General features: G+C 67.5%; 23 protein-coding genes and 1 pseudogene. 12 read left to right on the top strand and 12 right to left on the bottom strand.

The features are described 5' to 3' along the window. Nucleotides 1–102: 102 nt before the first annotated feature. Entirely contained in the window at nucleotides 103–846 is a 744-nt protein-coding gene (locus tag ACZK4Z_RS12175; protein ID WP_019337203.1) for an SDR family oxidoreductase, read from the bottom strand. Between the two features lie 106 nt (nucleotides 847–952). Between ACZK4Z_RS12175 and ACZK4Z_RS12170 the strand changes: the two genes are divergently transcribed. Next, on the top strand, nucleotides 953–1,876 hold the full coding sequence (locus ACZK4Z_RS12170; protein WP_019337204.1) for a LysR family transcriptional regulator: 924 nt from the start codon (nucleotides 953–955) through the stop codon (nucleotides 1,874–1,876). Here ACZK4Z_RS12170 and ACZK4Z_RS12165 read toward each other — a convergent pair. From ACZK4Z_RS12165 to dkgB, 8 genes are all read right to left on the bottom strand, one after another. Further along, the gene (locus tag ACZK4Z_RS12165; RefSeq protein ID WP_430371409.1) at nucleotides 1,865–3,232 is read right to left on the bottom strand and encodes a heavy metal sensor histidine kinase; all 1,368 of its coding nucleotides are present in this window, start codon (nucleotides 3,230–3,232) and stop codon (nucleotides 1,865–1,867) included. The genes ACZK4Z_RS12170 and ACZK4Z_RS12165 overlap by 12 nt on opposite strands. Beyond that, nucleotides 3,229–3,927 carry a heavy metal response regulator transcription factor gene (locus tag ACZK4Z_RS12160; RefSeq protein ID WP_010485410.1) on the bottom strand — a complete coding sequence of 233 codons (699 nt, stop codon included), beginning with the start codon at nucleotides 3,925–3,927 and terminating at the stop codon, nucleotides 3,229–3,231. Before ACZK4Z_RS12160 ends, ACZK4Z_RS12165 begins: the two co-directional genes overlap by 4 nt. A gap of 45 nt (nucleotides 3,928–3,972) precedes the next feature. After that, the gene (copD, locus tag ACZK4Z_RS12155) at nucleotides 3,973–4,857 is read right to left on the bottom strand and encodes a copper homeostasis membrane protein CopD (RefSeq protein WP_430371411.1); all 885 of its coding nucleotides are present in this window, start codon (nucleotides 4,855–4,857) and stop codon (nucleotides 3,973–3,975) included. A 10-nt stretch (nucleotides 4,858–4,867) separates the two neighbouring features. After that, nucleotides 4,868–5,245 carry a copper homeostasis periplasmic binding protein CopC gene (copC, locus tag ACZK4Z_RS12150; RefSeq protein ID WP_043396147.1) on the bottom strand — a complete coding sequence of 126 codons (378 nt, stop codon included), beginning with the start codon at nucleotides 5,243–5,245 and terminating at the stop codon, nucleotides 4,868–4,870. A gap of 127 nt (nucleotides 5,246–5,372) precedes the next feature. Continuing rightward, nucleotides 5,373–5,696 (bottom strand): MoaF-related domain-containing protein, encoded by a 324-nt coding sequence (locus ACZK4Z_RS12145; RefSeq protein WP_279914987.1) that lies wholly within the window; start codon nucleotides 5,694–5,696, stop codon nucleotides 5,373–5,375. Beyond that, nucleotides 5,693–6,631 (bottom strand): cyclase family protein, encoded by a 939-nt coding sequence (locus ACZK4Z_RS12140; protein WP_164191135.1) that lies wholly within the window; start codon nucleotides 6,629–6,631, stop codon nucleotides 5,693–5,695. Before ACZK4Z_RS12140 ends, ACZK4Z_RS12145 begins: the two co-directional genes overlap by 4 nt. Before the next feature lie 19 nt (nucleotides 6,632–6,650). After that, complete coding sequence (locus ACZK4Z_RS12135) at nucleotides 6,651–7,625, bottom strand: TIGR03571 family LLM class oxidoreductase (protein ID WP_043396137.1); 975 nt, start codon at nucleotides 7,623–7,625, stop codon at nucleotides 6,651–6,653. Between the two features lie 11 nt (nucleotides 7,626–7,636). After that, nucleotides 7,637–8,440, bottom strand: a complete 804-nt coding sequence (gene dkgB, locus ACZK4Z_RS12130; protein ID WP_279914985.1) for a 2,5-didehydrogluconate reductase DkgB — start codon at nucleotides 8,438–8,440, stop codon at nucleotides 7,637–7,639. A 118-nt stretch (nucleotides 8,441–8,558) separates the two neighbouring features. On the opposite strand from dkgB, the gene ACZK4Z_RS12125 reads away from it, so the two are divergent. Next, nucleotides 8,559–9,461: a LysR family transcriptional regulator gene (locus ACZK4Z_RS12125; protein WP_159360228.1), complete on the top strand. Its 903-nt coding sequence runs from the start codon at nucleotides 8,559–8,561 to the stop codon at nucleotides 9,459–9,461. 97 nt (nucleotides 9,462–9,558) lie between these two features. Here ACZK4Z_RS12125 and ACZK4Z_RS12120 read toward each other — a convergent pair whose 3' ends face one another. Continuing rightward, the gene (locus ACZK4Z_RS12120; RefSeq protein ID WP_248853554.1) at nucleotides 9,559–10,032 is read right to left on the bottom strand and encodes a MerC domain-containing protein; all 474 of its coding nucleotides are present in this window, start codon (nucleotides 10,030–10,032) and stop codon (nucleotides 9,559–9,561) included. 32 nt (nucleotides 10,033–10,064) lie between these two features. Between ACZK4Z_RS12120 and ACZK4Z_RS12115 the strand changes: the two genes are divergently transcribed. The 8 genes from ACZK4Z_RS12115 (at nucleotide 10,065) to ACZK4Z_RS12080 (ending at nucleotide 16,697) form a co-directional block, all read left to right on the top strand. Further along, complete coding sequence (locus tag ACZK4Z_RS12115; RefSeq protein ID WP_010485427.1) at nucleotides 10,065–10,598, top strand: ZrgA family zinc uptake protein; 534 nt, start codon at nucleotides 10,065–10,067, stop codon at nucleotides 10,596–10,598. Then, a complete protein-coding gene (locus ACZK4Z_RS12110; protein WP_279914983.1) occupies nucleotides 10,595–11,290 on the top strand; it encodes an ATP-binding cassette domain-containing protein in 696 nt (231 codons plus the stop codon). The genes ACZK4Z_RS12115 and ACZK4Z_RS12110 overlap by 4 nt, the downstream gene beginning before the upstream one ends. Then, nucleotides 11,283–12,536 (top strand): ABC transporter permease, encoded by a 1,254-nt coding sequence (locus ACZK4Z_RS12105; protein ID WP_430371416.1) that lies wholly within the window; start codon nucleotides 11,283–11,285, stop codon nucleotides 12,534–12,536. The genes ACZK4Z_RS12110 and ACZK4Z_RS12105 overlap by 8 nt, the downstream gene beginning before the upstream one ends. A gap of 2 nt (nucleotides 12,537–12,538) precedes the next feature. After that, entirely contained in the window at nucleotides 12,539–13,090 is a 552-nt protein-coding gene (locus ACZK4Z_RS12100) for a DUF3299 domain-containing protein (protein WP_430371418.1), read from the top strand. Further along, entirely contained in the window at nucleotides 13,080–13,700 is a 621-nt protein-coding gene (locus ACZK4Z_RS12095) for a DUF3299 domain-containing protein (RefSeq protein WP_071305288.1), read from the top strand. Before ACZK4Z_RS12100 ends, ACZK4Z_RS12095 begins: the two co-directional genes overlap by 11 nt. Continuing rightward, the gene (locus tag ACZK4Z_RS12090; protein WP_430371421.1) at nucleotides 13,700–14,446 is read left to right on the top strand and encodes a hypothetical protein; all 747 of its coding nucleotides are present in this window, start codon (nucleotides 13,700–13,702) and stop codon (nucleotides 14,444–14,446) included. The genes ACZK4Z_RS12095 and ACZK4Z_RS12090 overlap by 1 nt, the downstream gene beginning before the upstream one ends. A 150-nt stretch (nucleotides 14,447–14,596) precedes the next feature. After that, complete coding sequence (locus ACZK4Z_RS12085; RefSeq protein ID WP_313208183.1) at nucleotides 14,597–16,129, top strand: MFS transporter; 1,533 nt, start codon at nucleotides 14,597–14,599, stop codon at nucleotides 16,127–16,129. A gap of 4 nt (nucleotides 16,130–16,133) precedes the next feature. Further along, nucleotides 16,134–16,697, top strand: a complete 564-nt coding sequence (locus ACZK4Z_RS12080) for a TetR/AcrR family transcriptional regulator (RefSeq protein WP_049455145.1) — start codon at nucleotides 16,134–16,136, stop codon at nucleotides 16,695–16,697. 94 nt (nucleotides 16,698–16,791) lie between these two features. On the opposite strand, the gene ACZK4Z_RS12075 is transcribed toward ACZK4Z_RS12080, so the two are convergent. After that, the gene (locus tag ACZK4Z_RS12075; protein ID WP_049455146.1) at nucleotides 16,792–17,673 is read right to left on the bottom strand and encodes an AraC family transcriptional regulator; all 882 of its coding nucleotides are present in this window, start codon (nucleotides 17,671–17,673) and stop codon (nucleotides 16,792–16,794) included. A 106-nt stretch (nucleotides 17,674–17,779) separates the two neighbouring features. Here ACZK4Z_RS12075 and ACZK4Z_RS12070 point away from each other — a divergent pair, with 106 nt between their 5' ends. Beyond that, nucleotides 17,780–18,316 carry a carboxymuconolactone decarboxylase family protein gene (locus ACZK4Z_RS12070; RefSeq protein WP_159360222.1) on the top strand — a complete coding sequence of 179 codons (537 nt, stop codon included), beginning with the start codon at nucleotides 17,780–17,782 and terminating at the stop codon, nucleotides 18,314–18,316. Between the two features lie 38 nt (nucleotides 18,317–18,354). Here ACZK4Z_RS12070 and fdhD read toward each other — a convergent pair. Then, nucleotides 18,355–19,202: pseudogene (gene fdhD, locus ACZK4Z_RS12065) on the bottom strand (formate dehydrogenase accessory sulfurtransferase FdhD). Between the two features lie 244 nt (nucleotides 19,203–19,446). Between fdhD and ACZK4Z_RS12060 the strand changes: the two are divergent. Beyond that, nucleotides 19,447–21,732 carry an FdhF/YdeP family oxidoreductase gene (locus ACZK4Z_RS12060; RefSeq protein WP_100445871.1) on the top strand — a complete coding sequence of 762 codons (2,286 nt, stop codon included), beginning with the start codon at nucleotides 19,447–19,449 and terminating at the stop codon, nucleotides 21,730–21,732. Nucleotides 21,733–21,889: the final 157 nt, after the last annotated feature.

Raw genomic sequence — 21,889 nt, 5'->3', positions numbered from 1 at the left:
GAGCCCATCCTCGGCTGCTTCTGGCCTTTGCGCGAAGAGCAGCCGAGCATGGGCTCGGCTCTACAAGGGCGTCGCGCCATGCGTGGATGCCACCTGTGCGGACTACACCATCCCGCCATTGGCGCGCAGCACCTGGCCGTTGATCCACCCGCCATCGGCACCAACCAGGAACGCCACCGCACCGGCGATGTCCTCCGGTGTACCCAATCGCTGCAGGGGGTTCATCTTCGCCAACCGCTCGATCAGTTCCGGTGACTTGCCGTCCAGGAACAGGTCGGTAGCGGTCGGGCCTGGGGCCACTGCGTTCACGGTGATGTTGCGCCCGCGCAGCTCCTTGCTGAGGATGGCGCCCATCGTCTCCACCGCTGCCTTGCTGGCCGCGTACACGCTGTAGTTCTCCAGCTTGATGCCGACCACGCTGGTGGACAAGGTGATCAGCCGGCCACCGTCGCGCACCCGTCGTGTGCTTTCGCGCAGCACGTTGAAGGCACCCTTGAGGTTGATGCCGATCACCCGCTCGAACAGGGCGTCGTCGGTGTCGGCGAGCGGCGCCAGCTGCAGCACGCCGGCGCTGTTGACCACCACGTCGATGCCGCCGAAACGCGCCTCGATGGCATCGAAAAGCTGCCGCACCGCCTGCGGATCGGCGACATCGGCCTGCAGCGCGATCGCCTGCGCGCCGGCTGCGTTGAGTTCGGCCGCCAAGGCTTCGGCGTCGTCGCGGCGGCCCGCATAGTTGATCGCGACCGCGTGGCCATCGGCGGCGAGCCGGCGGGAGATGGCGGCGCCGATGCCACGGGAGCCGCCGGTGACCAGGGCGACAGTGCGGGCGGGGGAGAGGGTCATGGTCGGTTCCAGCGGAGCGCGCCGGAATGGCGCAGGGCCATCTTCGTCATCTCTCCCGCCCGGATAATCATGCATAATCCGCCAACATCATCCGGGTAGCCGAACAATGGACCGCTTCACGGCCATGCGCGCCTTCGTCCGTATCGTCGAGCGCCGCAGCTTCACGCGGGCCTCCGAGGACCTGGACCTGCCGCGGGCCACGGTGACCGACGCGATCAAAGCGCTCGAACAGCGGCTGGGCGTGCGCCTGCTGCACCGGACCACGCGGCTGGTGGTGCCGACGCTGGAAGGCGAGGCTTTCTATGGCCGTTGCCTGCGCCTGATCGCCGACATGGATGATGCCGAGGCTGCGTTCCGTGACGCGCCGCCGCGCGGCCCGTTGCGTATCGAAGTGCATGGCACGCTGGGCCGGCACCTGCTGTTTCCGCACCTGCCGGAATTCCTGCAGCGCTACCCGGAGATCGAACTGGACGTCAGCGAGGGTGACCGCTATGTCGACCTGCTGCGTGAAGGCGTGGATGCGGCGTTGCGGGTGGGGACGCTGGCCGACAGCGATCTGGCGGCGCGACGGTTGACCATGCTGCGCGAGGTCACGGTGGCCTCGCCGGGCTATGTGCAGGCGCACGGCCTGCCCGATACCATCGAATCGCTGCAGGACGGCCACCAGATGGTCGGCTACCGCTCCAGCGCCACCGGCCAGCTGATTCCTCTGGAGTTCCAGCAGGGCGGGCAGGTGCGCTACGTGCCGCTGCCGGCACGGGTGCGAGTGTCCGGTGCTGACGCGTTCCTTGGTGCCGCGCTGGCGGGCCTGGGCATCATCCAGGCGCCGCGCTACCGGATGGACCCGTACATCGCGCGCGGACAGTTGGCGGAGCTGTTGCCCGAGACGCCACCGACGCCGAGTCCGCTGAGCCTGGTCTACCCACGCAACCGCACGCCGTCACCGCGCTTGCGGGTGTTCATCGATTGGGTGACCGGGGTGTTTGAGCAGACCGGGGTTGCCGGCCAGCGGCCGGGACTACCGGGCTGAGGTGCTCGGCAGCACCAGCTCGAACAGGGTGCCGGTGTCATCCGAGACAACACTCACGCTGCCGCCGTGCGCCTGTGCGATCGCGCGTGTGATCGCCAGGCCCAGTCCGGCACCTTCTTGGCGGCCACGCTCGCCGCGGTAGAAACGATCGAACAGGCGCGGCAGCGCCTCGCTGGCGATCGGCGTGCCAAGGTTGTGCACGCTGACCCTGCACACGCCATCGGCCTCGACCAGCCGCACCCGCACTTCGCTGCCCACGGCTGCGTACTTCAACGCGTTGGACAGCAGATTGGCAATCGCCCGGTGCAGCAGCAAGCGGTTGCCTTCCACGCTCGCCACACCTTCGCGGCGCAGGGTCAACTGTCGGTCCTCGGCCAGAAGCTCGTAGAACTCCAGCAGCGAATCCACCACCGCATCCAGCGCCACTGGCTCGCGCGAGGGCAGTGCACCCGGCGCTTCGGCCTGCGCCAGGTACAGCAGGTCACCCACGGTCTGCGCCAGCTGCTGCAGTTCCTCGGCGCAGGACGCCAGCGTCTCGCGATAGGCCTCATTGCTGCGCGGGTGCGCAAGCACCACCTGCACCTGGGTCAGCATGTTGGTGATCGGTGTGCGCAGTTCATGGGCGAGATCACCGGAGAACTCGGTCAGCCGCGCGAAGTCCTGCTGCAGGCGCGCCAGCATGCCGTTGAGCGTCTGCGCCAGCTGCTCCAGTTCGGCCGGTGCGCTGCGTGCACTCAGCCGGCGCTGCAGGCGACCAGCGGTGATCTGCCGGGCCTCATCGGCCAGCGTGCGCAGCGGCCGCAGCGTGCGCCGCACCACGTAGCCGCCGAGCAGGCTGCTGGCCACGGCGGCGCCGATGATGGCGATTGCAAGAAGATGGCGGAAGCGCTGCAGGAAATCGGCATGGCGGTCGTCATCGATGGCCAGCAGGGTGTCCAGCTGGCTGCCGTCGGCCAGGGTCTGGCGCAGGTGCAGAGCATGCATGCAGCGGCCATCGGCGAGGATCCAGTCGTGCCGCCGTGGCGCGGCGTCGATCGGCTGGCTGCGTGCATGCTCGCGCAGCAGTGCCGGTGCGGTGGAAAACAGCACCGCGCCGCTCCCATCAACAATGTGGAAGGCGATATCCGGATGGTGGCCCAGTGCCTCCGCCAATCGCTGCCCGCGTGCGGATGCAGGTCCGTTGCCGGCCAGGTCACGGATCAACGCTACCTTGTTCTCCAGTTCGCTGAAGTCCTGGGCCACCAGGTCGTGGCGGGCGCTGACATAGATCGCCACGCCCAATGCGGCCAGCACCAGCGTAGCCACGATGGCGAACAGCAGCGTGAGGCGTACCGCAATGGAACGGCGCAGGCTCATCCGTTGTTCACAGTGCCGTCGTCCGGTGCCTCGAGCACGTAGCCCATGCCGCGCACGGTGACGATCAGCTTGGCGTCGAAGTCATCGTCGATCTTCGCGCGCAGGCGGCGGATCGCCACGTCGATCACGTTGGTGTCGCTGTCGAAGTTCATGTCCCATACCTGCGAGGCGATCAACGAGCGCGGCAGCACTTCACCGCGTCGGCGCGCCAGCAGTTCCAGCAGGGTGTATTCCTTCTGGCTGAGGGCGATGCGCTGGCCGCCGCGTTCGACCCGGCGGCGCAGGGTATCCACCACCAGGTCGGCGATGACGATGCGTTCGGCCTGCGGCAGCGCCTGGCCACGACGCAGCAGGGTGCGCACGCGCGCCAGCAGCTCTGCGAAGGCGAATGGTTTGGCCAGGTAGTCATCCGCGCCCAGCTCCAGGCCCTGAACGCGGTCGGCGATGCTGCTGCGCGCGGTGAGGAACAGCACCGGCACCTGCCATCCGGCCTCGCGCAGCCGCGACAGCACGTTCCAGCCATCCAGGCCGGGCAGCATCACGTCGAGGATGACCAGCTGGTACTCGCCGCTGCCGGCCAGGTGCAGCCCGTCGACGCCGTTGCAGGCGAGATCGACCACATAGCCGGCCTCGATCAGGCCCTGGCGCAGGTAGTTGCCGGTCTTGGGTTCGTCTTCGACGATCAGCAGTTTCATGGTGTGCCCATCATCGCAGCTTGGGCCCGTGCTGGAACGGATGAGTCATGCCAATGGGTCCAGAGTGCCGAGCACCGCCACGCAGGCCAGCACCAGCAGCGCCAGCACCGATTCGCAGGCCAGGCTGTGGCGAAGTGAGCGCAGCGGCCTGGGTTGCCAGCCGCCGCGGATGGAGCTGGCCAGCGCTGGTACCAGCCGCCAGCGATGCAGCGCGGCAAGCCCCAGCATGCCGCCCACCAGCGCCAGCTTGAGCATCAGCCAACGCCCATGCGCGGCGCCGGTCAGGGTCTGTATGGAACCGCCGAGATCGACATAGGTGTAGGTGCCGGTCATCGCCAGCAGGGCGACGATGATCGTGCCCGGCACGGCGAAGCTGTGCGCGGCCTGCCACAGTTCGCGGGTACGTTCGTGCAGGCGCAGGCCCTGTGGACGCAGCGCCAGCTGCAGGATGGCGGCGATCGCGCCGACCCAGGCACCGGCGGCCAGCAGGTGCACGATGCCGGCCACCAGCCGCAACGTCCCGCCGAATCCATCACCGGCGGCGGCGTGACCATTCCAGGCGAGGCTGGCCAGAGCTACCGCCGTGAGTATCAGCAGCGCCAGACGGCGCAGGCCCTGCACCGGGCGATTGACTGCCAGCAGCGGCAGCATTGCCAGCAGGGCCAGGATGCGCAGCAGCCCCGCCTCACCCACCGGCGTACCGGTGAGGAACCAGTGCCTCGTTGCTGGGTCGATATCGGCTGCCGGGATGCCGAGCACGCCCGACAACCGGTTCACGGCATCGATGACGACCAGGATCAGCGCAACCACGGCGAGCGCCAGCGAGATGCCGCGTGGCAGCCCGGGGCGGACGAACAGCAGCCGCCCGAACAGCAGCATCAGTACCAGGTACAGCGCCAGCCGCAGTGCATACGGCGAGAGCTCGGCCATGGCGGCAGCCTTACTTCACGGTGAAGCGGTAGCTGCCGGTCATCGGATGACTGTCCTGACCGACCGCGCGCCATTGCAGTGCGTAGCTGCCGGCGGGCAGCGGCTTGGCGAAACGCGCGCGTAGCGTGTGGCCATCTTCGGAAACGTCCTGCGCGACGGTAGGCATGGCCATCTTCATGCGGCCATGGTCCATGCTCAGTTCGATGCGGGTGGCACGCGGCATCACCTTCTCACTGAACTGCAGCGTGATCTCGGTCGCCGGGGCTACGGTGGCGTCGGCGGCCGGCGTCGAGCGCACCAGGCTGGGATGGGCCAGCGCCAGCGGCGCAACCGCGAGGCCGGTCAGCAGGACAGCAAGGACGGTGGAGCGGAGCAGGGAGCGGGCCATGCGTGGGACACCTGTGGAAGACGTGGCCCACAGGGTGGAGGGCAGCGCCTTTCGCTGCCCTGACCCGCACATTACCGATCTGTAATGTGCGGCCCACTAACAAGGTAGTGCCGGCCGCTGGCCGGCATCACAGCGCGTGCAGCGGCCCCTGCATGCGATGGAAACTGCCATCGGTGGCGGTGAACCAGGCCAGCGAATGCCCGCCCACGAAGTCATCGACATGCACGACCGTTGCGCCATCGGCTTCCTGCCACGAAATGACATAGACCCCTTCGCTGATCTGCTGCCACTCGCAGGCGGCTTCGCCCTGCGCACCGGCATAGGTGCCGGAGATGATGGCGTACTGCACGTGGCGGCCATCGGCGCTGTAGACATTGTCGGCAGCCAGGCCGTCATAGCTGACGCGGAAGCGACGGCCGGCGAACAATGGCAGGGCGGAGGCGGCGTTCATCGGATCGCCACCGGGTTGATGTTGACCTGGGTCGAGCCGACGTACAGCGGCTGGCCGAGCACGAACAGGAATTCCCAGGCCTTGTCGCGCACCAGCGCACGGCTGTCGATCAGCTCCAGGTTGTAGATGCCGCGCTTGGCCAGCATGTACTGGTTGATCGGGAACTCCTCGGCACCGTCCGGGTTCGGGTAGACCTCCGAGGCCCAGGTGTCGCCACCGAAGGCGACGATGCCCTGGTCGGCCAGCCACTTCGCGGCCTCCATGCCGATACCCGGTTCCACTTCCAGGAACTGTTTGTCGTCCTTGCCGATCAGTTCCAGCCAGCCGGTGTTGAACAGCACCACGTCGCCCTTGCGCAGGCTCAGGCCCTGCTTCTTCAGCACGGCCTGGATGTCGGCCACGGTGAACTCGGTGCCGCCGGGCACGATCGCCTTGCCGTAGTGCGCGGTCATGTCCAGCACGACGCCGCGGGTGACCATCGGCGGCACCTTCTCGACGCCGAGCTTGCGCACACCGTCCACGGTGACGAAGTCGGCGGCCTTGTTGCCGTTGTAGTAGACGTTGTCGATGCCGATATGGCCGATGCCGTTGAGCTGGGTGCCAACGCCGGTCCAGGCGTTCACCAGTTCATCGTTGAAGGTGAACCTGTTGGGGCCCAGCGACTTGCCGGCCTGCTGGCCGACCTGCACGTTGTACAGGCGGAAGCTGCGGTGGCGGAACGCGGGCAGGTTCTTGTCCACCGGCACCGCCAGCGGATAGGTCTTGCCGGTCCTGACCAGCGATACCGCGTGCTTGACCACGTCCGTGGTGAGCAGGTTGGCGGCGCCGATCTCGTCGTTGGCGCCGTAGGCAGAGGGGTACCAGTCCTCGGCGGTGGCCTGGAAGGACAGCGGCAGGGTGGCCAGCGCAAGCGCGGCCAGGGTGTTCATTTTCATGGCAAAGCTCCGGTAACTGTCAGGCCGTCGCGGGGGCGGCAAGCGGGGCATGCGGCGCAGCGGCGTCGGCATGGGCCGGGAAGTGCGGCAGCACGTACTCGGCGATCTCGTGGAAGGTCTCGGCCAACGGCCGTTCGTTGCGGCGGAACTGCAGGCCGATGTGGTCGACACCGGCCGCCTGCATGGCGTGCAGCTCGGCCAGCAGGGCGTTGCGGCCGCCGCGCAGCCCAAAGCGCCAGCGCTGCAGCGGGGCATCGGCATCGGCCACCAGGTCCAGGTGGATGAAGCTGGCATACGGCTTGTTGCCGGCCACGGCGCGCCAGGCCGCCACGCGTTGCGCATGGTCCTGTGGCGTGCCCGGGTAGGCCAGGCAGCCATCCATGTGCTGGCCGATCCACGCCGGCTGCTGCTGGGCCAGGCCGGCCACGAACAACGGCAGGGCCGGGCCATCCGCGGGCAACACGTCCAGGCCCTGCGGCAGGTGCGAAGCGGCGCCTTCGCGCAGCAGTGCGATCTGTTCGCGGAAGCGGCTGCCGCGGGTGTCGAAGTCGCGGCCGAACAGCGGGTACTCCACCGGGCGGTCGCCACTGGCCACGCCCAGCAGCAGGCGGTCACCGCTGAGCCGCTGCACGCTGCGCGCCGACTTCAGGGTCAGCAACGGCTCGCGGATCGGCAGCACCACCGCACCAGTACCCAGCAGGATGTCCTTGGTGATGCCAGCCAGATAGCCGAGGTAACTGAATACCTCGAACACCTGTGCCGCATCACCGAAGGCCGGGTCGTACACCGGCACGTCGCGCACCCACAGCGCACGGAAGCCGAGGCGGTCGGCCAAGCGTGCCAGTTCTGCATGGCACTGCAGGTCCGGTTCGCCGGGCAGGCGTCGCGCGGCGCGTCGTGCCTGTTCGCCCAGCGGCGTCCAGTCATTGTCCAGCGGTGCTTCGATGCCGATGCTGAAACCACCGGCCTGCAACCGGGTCATCGCACTGCCCATGGCCTGGCGCCTCAGTCCCAGGCCGGGGCCAGGCCCGGCGGATCGACTTCGCGGCCGTTGCGGTCAAGCGCGGCGATCGCGGCCATGTCATCGGCATCCAGGCGCAGGTCCTGGGCGAGCAGGTTGCTGGCCAGGTTCTCGCGCTTGGTCGAGGACGGGATGACCGAGTAACCGCGCTGCAGCGCCCACGCCAGCGCAACCTGGGCCACGGTGGCCTGGTGCTTGTCGGCGATGGTGGCCAGCACCGGATCCTTCAGCACCTTGCCGTAGGCCAGGGTCATGTAGGAGGTCACGGTGATGCCCTGGTCCTGCAGGAAGGTGGTCAGTGCCGGGTTCTGCAGGTAGGGGCTCAGTTCGATCTGGTTGGTGGCGATCTCGCCGGCACCGACCACCTCGATGGCCTGCCGGGTCAGCTCGATGTTGAAGTTGGACACACCGATCTGGCGGGTCAGGCCCAGCGTCTTGGCGTCGGCCAGCGCGGTCATGTACTCGCGCAGTTCAACGCCATTGCCCGGCGCCGGCCAGTGGATCAGCAGCAGGTCGACATAGTCGGTGCGCAGCTTGGCCAGGCTGTCGCGCAGGCTTGGGATCAGCTTGTCGGCGGCGTAGTTGTCCACCCAGATCTTGGTGGTCAGGAACAGCTGGTCGCGTGGGACGCCGGATTCGGCGATGGCCTGGCCGACTTCGGCTTCGTTGCCATAGATCTGCGCGGTATCGACCGCACGGTAGCCGACCTCGAGGGCGTTGCGCACCGAGTCGATGACGGTCTGGCCGGTCAGGCGGAAGGTGCCGACGCCAAAGGAAGGAACGCTCATGATGGACTCCAGGGACTTCGTTGGGAGCCGGTGGGCTCGGGACAGGGCGAAGTGTGGGCGCTTTACATTTGTTGATTAAGCTGTGTATACGGGAAACGCTTTTGCGCCGAGGTAAAAAATGAAAACCACCCTGGATGAGCTGAAGGCCTTCGTGGCCGTGGTCGACAGTGGTTCGATCACGGCGGCGGCCGAGGCGCTGGAACTGACCATCTCCGCCACCAGCCGCACCTTGGCGCGGCTGGAAGACAAGCTGCAGACCACGCTGCTGCGGCGGACCACGCGGCGGCTGGAGCTGACCGAGGAGGGCGCGGCGTTCCTGGAGTACGCGCGCACGATCCTGGCCACGGTGGACGAGGCCGAGGAACAGATGGCCGCGCGGCGGCTGCAGCCGGTCGGGCGCCTGCGCGTGGACGCCGCCACGCCGTTCATGCTGCATGTGATCGTGCCGTTGCTGGAGGGCTTCCGCGAGCGCTACCCGCAAGTGGAGCTGGAGCTGAATTCCAACGAGGGCATCACCGACCTGATCGAGAAGCGCACCGACGTGGCGTTCCGCATCGGCGTGCTGCGCGATTCCACCCTGCATGCGCGGCCGATCGGCCACAGCCGCATCCGCGTCGTCGCCAGTCCCGAGTACCTGCGACGGCATGGCACGCCGACACGCGTGGAGCAGCTGCGCAAGCACGATCTGCTGGGCTTCACCCAGCCCAGTTCGTTGAACGAATGGCCGCTGCACGATGCCGATGGTGGGCCTTTCGTGATCGAGCCGGCGATCGCTTCATCCAGTGGCGAGACACTGCGGCAGATGGCGGTGGCCGGGCTGGGCATCGCCTGCTTGTCTGATTTCCTGACCCGCCAGGACCGGCGTGATGGCCGCCTGGCGCAGCTGTTTGCCAAGCAGACGCAGGAGGTGCGGCAGCCGATCAATGCGGTGTACTACCGCAACACCGCGCTGGCCGCGCGCATCACCTGTTTCGTCGACCACGTGACGCAGACGCTGGGACAGCGACCGTTCGACGAATAGAGAAGGGTAGAGCCGGCCGCTGGCCGGCTGCCGGAAGTGCATCAGTAGATCCACGCCATGCGTGGATGGTGTTTTTCCGTCCGGCCAGCGGCCGGCACTACCGTTTGCGCAGCGCCCGTCGGTTGCCGATGTGAGCGAACGCCAACAGCACGCCACCACATGCCGTGGCCACGCCATGCCAGAGCAGCGATTCCTTCAGCGGCAGGTACAGAGAGGCCGACAGCAGCAGGATGGCGCCGGCGCAGGCCAGCTGCACAGGCCGCCAGCGCCGATGCCGGTGCACCCCGGCCGAGGTACTCGCCAAGGCCAACGAGGAGGCCAGCAGCGCGAACAGCCATTCCCAGCGCGACATCATCAGCAGCAATGTCATCGCGCCATGGCCGGGATGCTGGAACGAGCGCAGCGCCATCATCGCTGCCGGCACGAAGGCCAGCAGCAGGGGCAGGGCGATGCAGTGGGCGGCGCAGGCCAGGGACAGCCAGGCACCGGCAAGATCGAAGCGGGGGTGCCAGCGTGCCGAAGTTGGCGGCTGGGCCAGGGCCCTTGCGGGGGTCGTGGGAATGTGGTCCATAATGTTACATAGTAACAATTGGAGTCTTTCCCATGAAGCTTCCCGCTGCTCTTTTCCTGCTGCTGGCTGCCAGCGCCGCGCAGGCCCACGACATCCGCCAGAACGCACCGCATGTGCATGGCCAGGCGACAGTGGATGTTGCGCTTGACCAGCAAACCCTGGAATTCGCCCTTCAGGCCCCCGGCATCGGCATCCTCGATTACGAGCGGCCGCCGGCCAATGCAGCCGAGCAGGCCGCGCTGGCACGGGCGACGTCATTGCTGAAGGGCGGCAACTGGGTCACCTTGCCCACCGCTGCGGGCTGCCGTCTGGCCACCAGTAAAGCCGATGCGGAGGGCTTCGACGCGACGGCCGCCGCGCCGCCGCCGGGACAGCACCGGCACGCAGGTTTCAGCGCAACGCTGCAGTACCACTGTGCCAAACCTGCCGCGCTGCGCGCCATCGTCGTGCGCCTGCCCGTACTTTTCCCGGGCCTGCACGAAGTCATCGTCAACAGCGCAACCGCCAATGGTCAAAACCGCAGTGTGCTGACGCCCGACAACCTGCGCGTGGTGCTGGCACCGTGAGCGCGGCACCGGTGATCTCGCTGGAAGACGTGCAGTTCGGCTACGGCACGCGGCTGGTGCTGGACATCCCGCGGTTGTGGGTCGAGCAGGGCAGCAGCGTGTTGCTGCGCGGAATCAGCGGTGGCGGCAAAAGCACCCTGCTGGGCCTGCTGGCGGGCGTGCTGCTGCCCCGCAAGGGCCGTGTCGAGGTGGCCGGCCACGCACTGCAGGACATGGGTGGTGCGGCGCGGGATCGTTTCCGTGCCGACCAGTTGGGCGTGATCTTCCAGCAGTTCAATCTGCTGCCGTTCCTCACCGTGCGCGACAACATCGCGCTGGGCCTGCGCTTCTCGCGCCTGCGCAGCGCACGCATCAGCGGGCCGCTGGATGCCGAGATCGCCCGCCTGCTGCAGGCCCTGCAGCTCAATCCTGAGCTGATGCAGCGGCGGGCGGGTACGCTCAGTGTTGGCCAGCAACAACGCGTGGCGGCAGCGCGCGCCCTGATCGGCCGTCCGACGTTGCTGCTGGCCGATGAGCCCACCTCGGCGCTCGACCGCGAAGCGGCGAGCGCCTTCCTGCAGCTGATGTCCGCGCAGTGCCAGGCGGCCGGCACCACGGTGCTGGTGGTCAGCCATGACGACAGCCTGCAGCCGTTGTTCGATCGCACCATTTCACTGACCGAGATCAACCAGGCAGGTGCCGGCCATGCTTGAGCTTGCCTGGGCCAGCCTGCGCAGCCGCGCGTTGAGCGTGGGCCTGACCGTGCTGGTCATCACCCTCAGCGTGGTGCTGCTGCTGGGCGTCGAGCGTGTACGCACGCAGGCGCACGAGGGGTTTGCCAGCACCGTATCGGGCACCGATCTGATCGTCGGTGCGCGTTCGGGACCGGTGAACCTGCTGCTGTATTCGGTGTTCCATATCGGCGACCCGACCAACAACGTGTCCTGGCAGTCCTACCAGGAGCTGTCCGCATTGCCGCAGGTGAAGTGGTCGGTGCCGTTGTCGCTGGGCGATTCCTGGCGCGGCTACCGGGTAGTGGGTACCACTGGCGGCTACTTTGAACACTATCGTTATGGTTCCGGCCACGCGCTGGCCTTTGCACAGGGGCGGCCCTTCGATGATCTGTATGACGCGGTGATCGGCGCGGAGGTGGCTCGCGCGCAGAAGGTCGGCCTCGGCGACGAGATCGTGCTGGCGCACGGCACCGGCGCGGTCACGCTGGCCACGCATGCCGACAAGCCGTTCCGCGTTGCCGGCATCCTGCAGCGCACCGGCACGCCGGTGGATTCGTCGCTGCTGGTCTCGCTGCCGGCCATCGAGGCGATCCATGTTGACTGGCGATCGGGCGTGCAGCTGCGCAGCCAGAGCGTCAGCGCCGAGCAGGCGCGCCACCTGGACCTGACCCCGACCAGCATCACCGCCTTCATGCTCGGCCTGAACTCGCGCATCTCCACGTTCTCGGTACAGCGCAGGATCAACGAGTATCCGGACGAGGCGATGCTGGCGATCCTGCCCGGCGTGACCCTGCAGCAGCTGTGGCAGTCGCTGGGCACCGCCGAGCGAGCCCTGCAGCTGATCAGTGCAATGGTGGTGCTGCTGGGCATGGTCTCACTGGTGGCGCTGCTGGTTTCGACCCTGCAGGAGCGGCGGCGCGAGATGGCCATCCTGCGTGCCACCGGTGCGCGACCGGGCTACATCGCGGGCCTGCTCGTGGTGGAAGCGGTGGCGACCAGTGCCGTGGCGTGCGTGCTGGCCCTGTCGCTGCTGGTGGTCGCCAGCATTGCCGGGCGCGGCTGGGTACTTGCCACCTTCGGCCTGTCGATCACCCATGTCTGGCCGGATGGCCGCGAGCTGACATGGGCTGCGGGCGTGCTGCTGGTCAGCGCGGTAGCGGGGCTGGTGCCGGCGTTGCTCGCTTACCGGCGCACCCTGGCCGATGGCCTTTCACCGGGAGGCTGAGCATGCGCTGGATGTGGGTAGTGCCGATGGTGCTGGCGCTGGCCGCCTGTGAGCGGCCCGTGGATACCGGCGTGCAGGCGTTGCCACCCGCGCCGGTGGTTGATCGCGATGATCCTGCAGACGCTGCGGAGCACGAGCTGGACTGGCTACAGATGATGCCGAAGGACGAGCTGGCCGCACTGGAGCGGGGCGAGGGCCCGGAGGTCGAGCACAACGGCAACCGGCGCATGCCGCAGTTCGGCACCTTCCGCACGGTGGATTCGGTGCTGCAGCGGCCGGTGCGCCTGCCGGGCTACGTGGTACCGCTGGCCAACGCGCAGGACGGGCGGCTGACCGAATTCCTGTTCGTGCCGTACTACGGCGCCTGCATCCACGTGCCACCACCGCCACCGAACCAGATCGTGCACGTAGTGCTGCCGCGCCCGATCGAGATGCCGGACATGTACTCACCGTTCTTCCTGGCGGGCACCCTGCGCGCCGAACGGTTGGATGACGATCTGGCCGGTTCGGCCTACACCATGCGTGACGCACAGCTGAGGCCCTATGAACCGTAGTCACCTGTTGCTGGCGGCGGGATGCCTGTGGTTGGCAGGCTGTACGGCGCCGGGCGGCGATGCCTTGGTGGTCGGGCCGCAGGACAAGCCGGCGCCCTCCGCCACGGCCGAAGCCCCCATCGACCGTTGGGACGCGTTGCGACCCGACGAAGTGAGCTACCAGCGCCCACCCCCGCAGATCGGCCTGTCACGCAATGGCATGGAGGGCGTGGGTGGCCTGATCGACGACACCGGCTCGGGCACGCCACCGGGGCTGGAGATCGACCATTCCAGCCCGGACCGGGCCAAGCAGTTCGGCTCCTCGCGCGTGGTCGACGCTGTCGACGGTCGCGCGGTGGATCTGGATGGCTACGTGGTGCCGCTCGGCACCAACGATGCCGGCCTGGTCGATGAACTGCTGTTCGTGCCGTTCTACGGCGCGTGTATCCATGTGCCGCCGCCGCCACCCAACCAGATCATCCACGTGACCCTGGCGACACCGATCGCGCTGGGCGATCTGTGGGATCCGTACCGGCTTGCCGGCCGCCTGCAGGTGAAGCGTTTCGACGCGGACATCGCCAGCGCGTCCTACGATGCCGCGGCAGCCACGCTGACGGCGATCCGCAACTGATGCGCAGGCGATGGCTCATGGCTACCGGGGTGCTGCTGGGCGCGGTGGTGCTGCTGGTGTGGTGGCAGCGGCAGCGCGCACCCACCGCGCCGCCTGCGGTCGCGTTTCCGGCACCGGCGTCCGCTGCCAGCCAGCGCATCGAACAGCGTCTGGGTGATGACCCCGCGTTTCGCAACGACGTGCTCTTCCTGCTCGCAGCAACATTGCGCGACCGCTGCCAGCCGACGCAGGCGGGGCTGCTGGCGCGCATGGCCAATCGTGCATCGCTGCCGGTGCTGGCGGCAGTCAGCGCGGTGACCCAGCAGGCCCCATCGCTGGACCGGCCGATCTACCAGTACATCCAGCACCGCGCCGATGCGACGCCGTGCGGGCAGCCGCTGCAGATGCCGTTGGCCGGTGGGCGCAGCATGGCCGTGGACATCGAACAGTATGCGCGCACGTTTCCGGACAGCTACTTCGACCCGCAACGCAGCAGCGAACCGCGGGATTTTGGTGGACTGTCGCTGCAGCAGCGTGCCGGCAACGCCTGCAACAGCGTGGTGTATTCGGTGTTGCCGCTGGGTGGCGCCGACTGGCGGTGCAGCAGCCTGCGCGCGAATGCCCGTGCGCGGGTGCGCGGCCTGTGCGAGGACGAGCTGCGGCGCCAGCATGGGGGAACTGGCGGGGAACTGGACATGGCCGTGGGGAAGGGCATGCAGGCGGCGGTGGTATCGGCGATTGCCGCACTGCCGGAAGATTGCCGGTGATGATCCCTGACACCGGGCACGACCCGGCATGAGGGGCACGACAACATGAACATTGCCCGGGCCCCAATCTGAATTGGTGGCGCTGTTTTCATAACTATACAGGACATCCTGTATAGTTATGGCCGTATTCCACCCCCATCAGGTTCTCCCATGGCTTTGTCCCAGCCCTTGGCCGGTGCTCCGGCCCTGTCGCGTGCCCGTCGCTGGGCGCTGTTGTTCACCGTCGCCGCCGGCCTGCTGCTGGTCACGCTCGACAACTCCGTGCTCTACACCGCGCTGCCCACCCTGACCGAAGAACTCTCGGCCAGTGCCGGCCAGGCGCTGTGGATCATCAACGCCTATCCGCTGGTGATGGCCGGCCTGCTGCTGGGTGCGGGCACGCTGGGCGACCGCATCGGTCACCGGCGCATGTTCCTGATCGGCCTGGTGGTGTTCGGCGTCGCCTCGCTGGCAGCGGCGTTCGCTGACACCGCAACGCAGCTGATTGCCGCGCGTGCATTCCTGGCGATCGGTGCCGCAGCGATGATGCCGGCCACGTTGGCGTTGATCGGACTGAGCTTCCACGAAGAACGCGAACGCAACATCGCCATCGCGATCTGGGGTTCGGTCGCCATCGTCGGTGCGGCGCTCGGCCCGATCATTGGCGGCTGGCTACTGCAGCACTTCTGGTGGGGCTCGGTGTTCCTGATCAACGTGCCGGTGGTGGTGGTCGCGTTCGTGGCCACGCTGCTGCTGGCGCCGGAAGGACAGCGCGACACCTCGCGGCCATGGGACCTGGTGTCGTCAGTGCTGGCATTGGCTGCACTGTCCGGCCTGGTGCTGGCGATCAAGTCGTTGATCGCCACGCCGCCCTCATATGCGCTGGGCGCAGCCGCGCTGGTGTTGGCCGTCATCAGCGGTGCGGCGTTCGCGCGCCGCCAGCAGCAGCTGCCGTACCCGCTGCTGGACTTTGCGATCTTCCGTAATCCGGCGTTCCTGGCCGGCACGCTGTCGGCGGTGTTCACCCTGTTCGCGATGGCCGGCCTGCAGTTGGTCACCACGCAGCGCTTCCAGCTGGTGGCAGGTTTCACGCCGCTGCAGGCGGGCCTGCTGGTGTCGGTGGCGGCACTGAGCAGCCTGCCCAGTGCGCTGCTCGGCGGCAGCATCCTGCACCGGGTGGGCCTGCGCCCGCTGATCTGTGGTGGCCTGGCCGCAGGTGCGCTGGGCGTCGGCGTGGTGGCGTTCGGCTTCCTGCACGGCCTTGGTTGGGTGGCGGCTGGCATGGCCATCACCGGCTTCGGTATGGGTTCGGCCATCTCGGTGGCGTCCACCGCCATCCTCAACAACGTGCCGGCGCACCGTGCGGGCATGGCCTCGTCGGTGGAAGAAGTGTCCTATGAGTTCGGTGGCCTGCTGGCGGTGGCGATGCTGGGCAGCTTGAGTGCCGCAATGTACAGCGCGTTCCTGCCGGTCTCGGCCGATATGCCCGCGCTTGCCCGCGAGGGTTTCACCCAGGCGCTGCATGCCGCGCGCGAGAGCGGGCAGGGCGAGTGGTTCGCACTGGCTGCGGCCGCGTATGACCGTGGCTACCAGATCGTGCTGCTGGTGATCATGGCGGTGCTGGCGCTGGGTGCGGCGATCATCGCGCGCCTGCTGCGCGGCCGCGTCGGCAGCCGCGAGGGCGCGGCCGATCGCGTAAAATGAAGCGATGAGAACCAGCAAGCGCGATCGCATCCTCGACGCCGCCGTCAACGTGATCAATCGTGACGGCGTGCGCGCGGTGACCTTTGAGTCGGTGGCGGCCGAGGCCCAGCTGACACGCGGTGGCCTGCTGTATCACTTCCCGTCGCGCGAGGCGCTGCTGCGGGGGATCGACGAACACCTGGTACAGGCCTGGGAGACGTCGATGGAAGCGTTGCTGGGCAAGACCGCCGAGCAGGCCACTGCGTTGGAGCGTTACCAGACCTTCGTGCGCGTGTCGGCCCAGAGCGCCACCCGTGCCGAGCTGATGTTCATGCTCGAATCGGCCGACCCGGACGCCGAAGAGCGCCCGTGGGGACCGGCGGTGCGTCGCTGGGCACCGCTGCCGCCGGAGGCGGGTACAGCGGAAGACAGCGCAGCGCTCGACAATTTCGTGGCGCGGCTGGCCGCCGATGGCCTGTGGATCTACGAGGCGATGTACGAAGGGCAGCTGGACGAAGGCGTACGTGCCCAGGTTGCCGAGCGCATCGCCGGGCTGCTGGCGAAGTCTGATGGGTCACCGCACTTGTAGCGTCGAGCCATGCTCGACTGCTCTCCGGTCAGGCAACGAAACCCCCGCGCTTCGCGCGATAGCTGACCTGCGGTCGACTCTACCCGTTACCTATTTACCCAGCCGGCGCTGCGCTCGCGGCCAACCACGCCCTCGGCGAGGCCCCCAACCGTTTGCGGAACGCTTTCGACAGCGACGCGGTATCGGCAAAGCCCACCTCGATCGCCACCTGCTTGACCGCCACGCCGGCCCTCAATTGCGCGCAGGCCAGGCTCAGCCGCCAGTCCAGCAGATAACTGGCCGGCGTTGCCTGCATCACGTCCTTGAACACGGCCGCGAACGCGCTGCGCGACATGCCGGCAGTCGCGGCCATGCGCGGCAGCGTCCATTCGTCCTGTGGCGCCTGGTGCATCGCCACCAGTGTGCGTGCCAGCCGTACATCGGACAGCCCCCGCATCAGCCCATGGCTGACGCCGGCCGCATCCGGGTGGTCCACCACCCAGCGCAGGATCTGGATCAGCGCGACCTCGAACAGGCGGTTGGTCAGCAGCCGTGAACCACAGCGCTGGCGATCGGCCTCGGCGAACAGCAGGTGCAGGGTGTCATCCAGTTCGCCGATCGCGGCCAGTGGCACCACCATCACCGGCGGCAGCGACTGCACGATCGGATTACGCGCGCCGCCATCGAAATCCAGCGTGGCGCAGGTGAAATCCGGGCCTTCCAGCGGTGCATTGAAGAACACATGGTGCAGCGGTTGCGGATACAGCAGCAGGCTGGGTGTGTCGATCTTCAACCGGGGCAGCGCGATATCGCCGTCGGGATGACGGACCTCCATTTCACCCTGGCGCAGGATGTGCAGGAAGGCACGACCGGGCTGCGGCTCGAAGACATGGCGCCCGCACAGCGGACCGCTGTGGAACAGCGCGGCCTGCACCCGGAAGCGTTCCAGCAGGGAGGAGAGACGGTCGGGTGGGGAGGTGTCGGTGGGCGTGCTCATGGATGAATGGACAACATGTGTGGCTGATTGCGCCTGAAGCGTCCAGCGAGTCTACCTAGGATGAGCGGGTCGTCCAATCCCGGGCGCTTTCCCAAGGAGATCCACCATGTCCCGTGTCCCCCTGATCGATGCCGCCAACACCACCGCCGACCGCGAGGCCCTGCTGGGTCAGGTCCACGCTGCCTTCGGCGCCACCCCGGCCATGTTCCGCGCCGTGGCCAACTCGCCAGCCGCCCTGCAGAGCATGTGGGGTTCGTTCGGCGCGCTGGGCGGCGGTCGCCTGTCGCCGCTGCTGGGCGAGCAGATCGCCGTGGCCATCGCCAACCGCAATGCCTGCGAGTATTGCCTGGCCGCACACACCGCGCTGGGCCGCAAGGCGGGTGCCAGCAGCGAGCAGATGGCCGCTGCACAGATCGGTCAGTCCAGTGACCCGGCTACCGCCGCTGCCCTGGACTTCGCGCTGAAGGTAGTCGAGCAGCGTGCGCAGGTCACCGATGGCGATGTGCAGGCGCTGCGTGCGGCCGGCTTCGACGATGAGCAGATCGTTGAGATCCTCGCCCACGTAGCGCTCAACCTGTTCACGAACTACGTCAACGTAGCGTTCGACGTGCCGGTGGACTTCCCGAAGGTGGCGCTGCGCTGAGCTGTGCCAGACCGGGGGCGTCGTGCTCCCGGTCGTTCTCAGTCGTCCCGGTTATCGTTCGCCTGCAGCCGCTCGGGATGGGTATACACGTTGAATCCGCTTTCCCGCGCGAACCCGACCAGGCACAGGCCTGCACTACGGGCAAGGTCGATCGCCAGCGCGGTCGGTGCCGAGACAGCAGCCAGTACGCTGATGCCGGCCCGTACGGCTTTGCTGACCATTTCGTAGCTGGCGCGGCTGGAAATCACCAGCAGCCCCCCTCGATCGTGTGTTCATTGTGATGCAGGGCGCCGATCAGCTTGTCCAGCGCGTTGTGGCGGCCGACATCCTCGCGCACCCAGCCGATGCGGCCGCTGGCATCGGCCCAGGCCGCGGCATGGGTCGAGCCACTCACCGCATTCATCGGCTGATGCTGCACCAGCGTGGCCAGCGCCCGTTGCAGGGCTGCTGGCGGGTAGGTTCGCCGTTCGCGCACCTCGGGCAGCGGCCGCAGCACTTCCTCCAGCTGGCGCGTGCCGCACAGGCCGCAGCCACCGCGGCCGGGCAGCAGGCGCCCGTTGGCCGGATCCAGGTCGGCACCGGGTGCATCCTCGGTCACGGTCATCTGCAGCTCGATGCCTTCCAGTTGCGGTCGTACCTCGATGGCCAGCAATTGGGCAGGCGTAGCGATCAATCCCTCGCTGAGCGAGAACCCCAGCGCGAAGTCCTCCAGGTCGCAGGGTGTGGCCATCATCACCGCGAAGGCGGCGCCGTTGTAACGCAGCGCCACCGGCACTTCCTCGGCCACCACGTCGATCTGCGGCTGCTGCCCCTTGCTGCGCCAGCGCTGCAACGGGCGCAGGGCCGTGCCGGCAGGCGGGGTGTGCGGTGGGGTCGAATCTGGCATGCAGCGCGTCCGGACTAAGGAAATACGCAGGTGGTGGACCACCCACGGCATCGAGAATAGCGCAGTGGCCGTGCGCTGACGCAGGTGTAACCGTTGTCATGGCAGGCTGCGCTGAAAACAGCGCGCAGCCACTGGCGAAGCCGTGCAGGCCGTGTTTGACTGTGGGGCTGGCCGTGCGATTGAAAGCGCCGCCGGACTGCGATGTGCCCATTGTTGCCGCGTTCCTACCGTAAGGTCCCCGAACATGTCCGAGCAGAAGCCACCGCGTTACAAGCCGTACAACCAGCCGGCCGGTGGCTGGGGTGCCGCCGGTGCCACGGCCAAGGTGCTGCTGCAGCAAAGCGTGATCGGCAAAGGCTCGAAGGCGTTGCTGGCGATGAACCAGCCGGGTGGCTTCAAGTGCCCCAGCTGTGCGTTCCCCGACGCCGACGAACGCAAGAAGCTGGAGTTCTGCGAGAACGGCGCGAAGGCACTGGCCTGGGAAGCCACCCAGTTCCGCGCCGGCCGCGAGTTGTTCGCCCAGCACACCGTCACCGAACTGATGGCGCAGACCGACTACTGGCTGGAGATGCAGGGCCGGCTGACCGAGCCGATGCGCTACGACGCAGCCACCGACCACTACGTGCCGTGCAGCTGGGATGATGCCTTCGCGCTGATCGGCCGCCACCTGCAGGCGCTGGACAGCCCGCACCAGGCCGAGTTCTACACCTCCGGGCGCACGCCCAATGAAGCGGCGTTCCTGTATTCGATCTTTGTGCGCGAGTTCGGTACCAACAACTTCCCGGACTGCTCGAACATGTGCCACGAGCCGACCAGCCGCGGCCTGCCGCCGGCCATCGGGGTGGGCAAGGGCACGATCGTGCTGCAGGATTTCGAGCACGCCGAGGCGATCTTCGTGATCGGCCAGAACACCGGCACCAATTCACCGCGGATGATGAGCAACCTGGTCGAGGCGCGCAAACGCGGCATCCCGATCGTGGCGGTCAATCCGATGCCCGAGCGCGCGCTGATCCGCTTTGCCGAGCCGCAGGACGTGGTGCAGATGGCCACGTTCGGTTCGACCGAGATCACCAGCGAGTTCGTGCACATCCGTATCGGCGGCGACCTGGCTCTGATCAAAGGCATGATGAAGGTGATGTTCGAGCGCGAGGCGCAGGGCGAGCGCGTGCTCGACCATGATTTCCTGTCAGAACACACGGTGGGGCTGGAGGCGCTTCGCGAAGACGTGATGGCGCAGGACTGGGACGAGATCGTGCAGGTGTCCGGCATTTCGCAGGCGCAGATCCGACGCTGTGCGGAGATCTACATCCGCTCCAAGGCCACCGTGATCTGCTACGGTATGGGGCTGACCCAGCACCAGTATGGCTCGCGCCTGCTGCAGCAGGTCGCCAGCCTGCTGATGCTGCGCGGCAACTTCGGCAAGCCCGGTGCGGGCATCGGGCCGATCCGTGGGCATTCCAATGTGCAGGGCGACCGCACCGTCGGCATCGACGAGAAGCCCAAGCCGGCCTATCTGGACCGCGTGCAGCAGGTGTTCGGCTTCGATCCGCCGCGTGAGCATGGCCATCATGTGGTCGAATCCATCGAGGCGATGCTGGACGGCAGCGCCAAGGTGTTCATCGGCCTGGGTGGCAACTTCATCCATGCGGTGCCCGATACGCCTCGCGCGTATGAAGCGATGCGTGGGCTGGACCTGACCGTGGGCATCGCCACCAAGCTCAACCGCGGTCATCTGGTTCATGGCCGCGATGCGCTGATCCTGCCGGTGGTGGCGCGCTCGGAGCGCATCGTCACGCCGGCCGGCGAGCAGTTCGTCACCATTGAAGACGCGATGTCGAACGTGACCGCCTCGCGCGGCGTGCTCGAACCGGTCAGCACCGAGGTGCTGCCCGAGGTCGAGATCGTCTGCCGCATGGCGATGGCCGCACTGCCAGACAGCAAGGTCGACTGGGCGCGGTGCATGCACGACTATGCGCCCATCCGCGATCTGATCGCTGCCGTGTACCCGGAGATCTACACCGGCTTCAACGAGCGCATCCAGCAGCCACACGGTTTCCATCTGGACATTCCGCCGCGCCGCCGCGTCTGGCCCACGCCCAATGGCAAGGCCAACATCCTGGTGATGCCCGGCCTGGACGTGGACGATCCGGTGCACGATCCGGACATGTTGCGGTTGGCCACCGTGCGCTCGCACGACCAGTACAACACCACCATCTACAGCTACAACGACCGCTATCGCGGCGTGTACAACGATCGCATGGTGCTGTTCATGAACATCGAGGACCGGCTGGCGCGCGGACTGCAGAAGGAGGCGCTGGTCAGCCTGGAGACGATCAGCGGCGATGGCGTGCAGCGGCGCATCGAGGGCCTGACCGTGCTGGACTACCCGATGCCGCGCGGCGCGCTGGCCGGTTACTACCCGGAGCTGAACCCGTTGTTGCCGCTGGACTACTACGACCGCATCAGCGGCACGCCCGCCGCCAAGTCGATTCCGGTGCGGGTGCAGGCGATGGCCGCGGCGATTGCGTAGCGCGCGCATCGGCTATCATCGGCGTGTGAACCTGTCTGGCCTGCTGCTGCGATGGACGTTGCTTGTCGCCCTGGTGCTGAATGCACCGGCGCTGGCGCTCGCCGCGTCTTCGTACAGCGGCCCGGCCAGCCAGGACCATTGCGCTGCACCGCATTCG

The sequence above is a fragment of the Stenotrophomonas sp. 71799_Sma genome (assembly GCF_056482505.1).
This window is presented reverse-complemented; position numbering and strand designations above follow the sequence as displayed.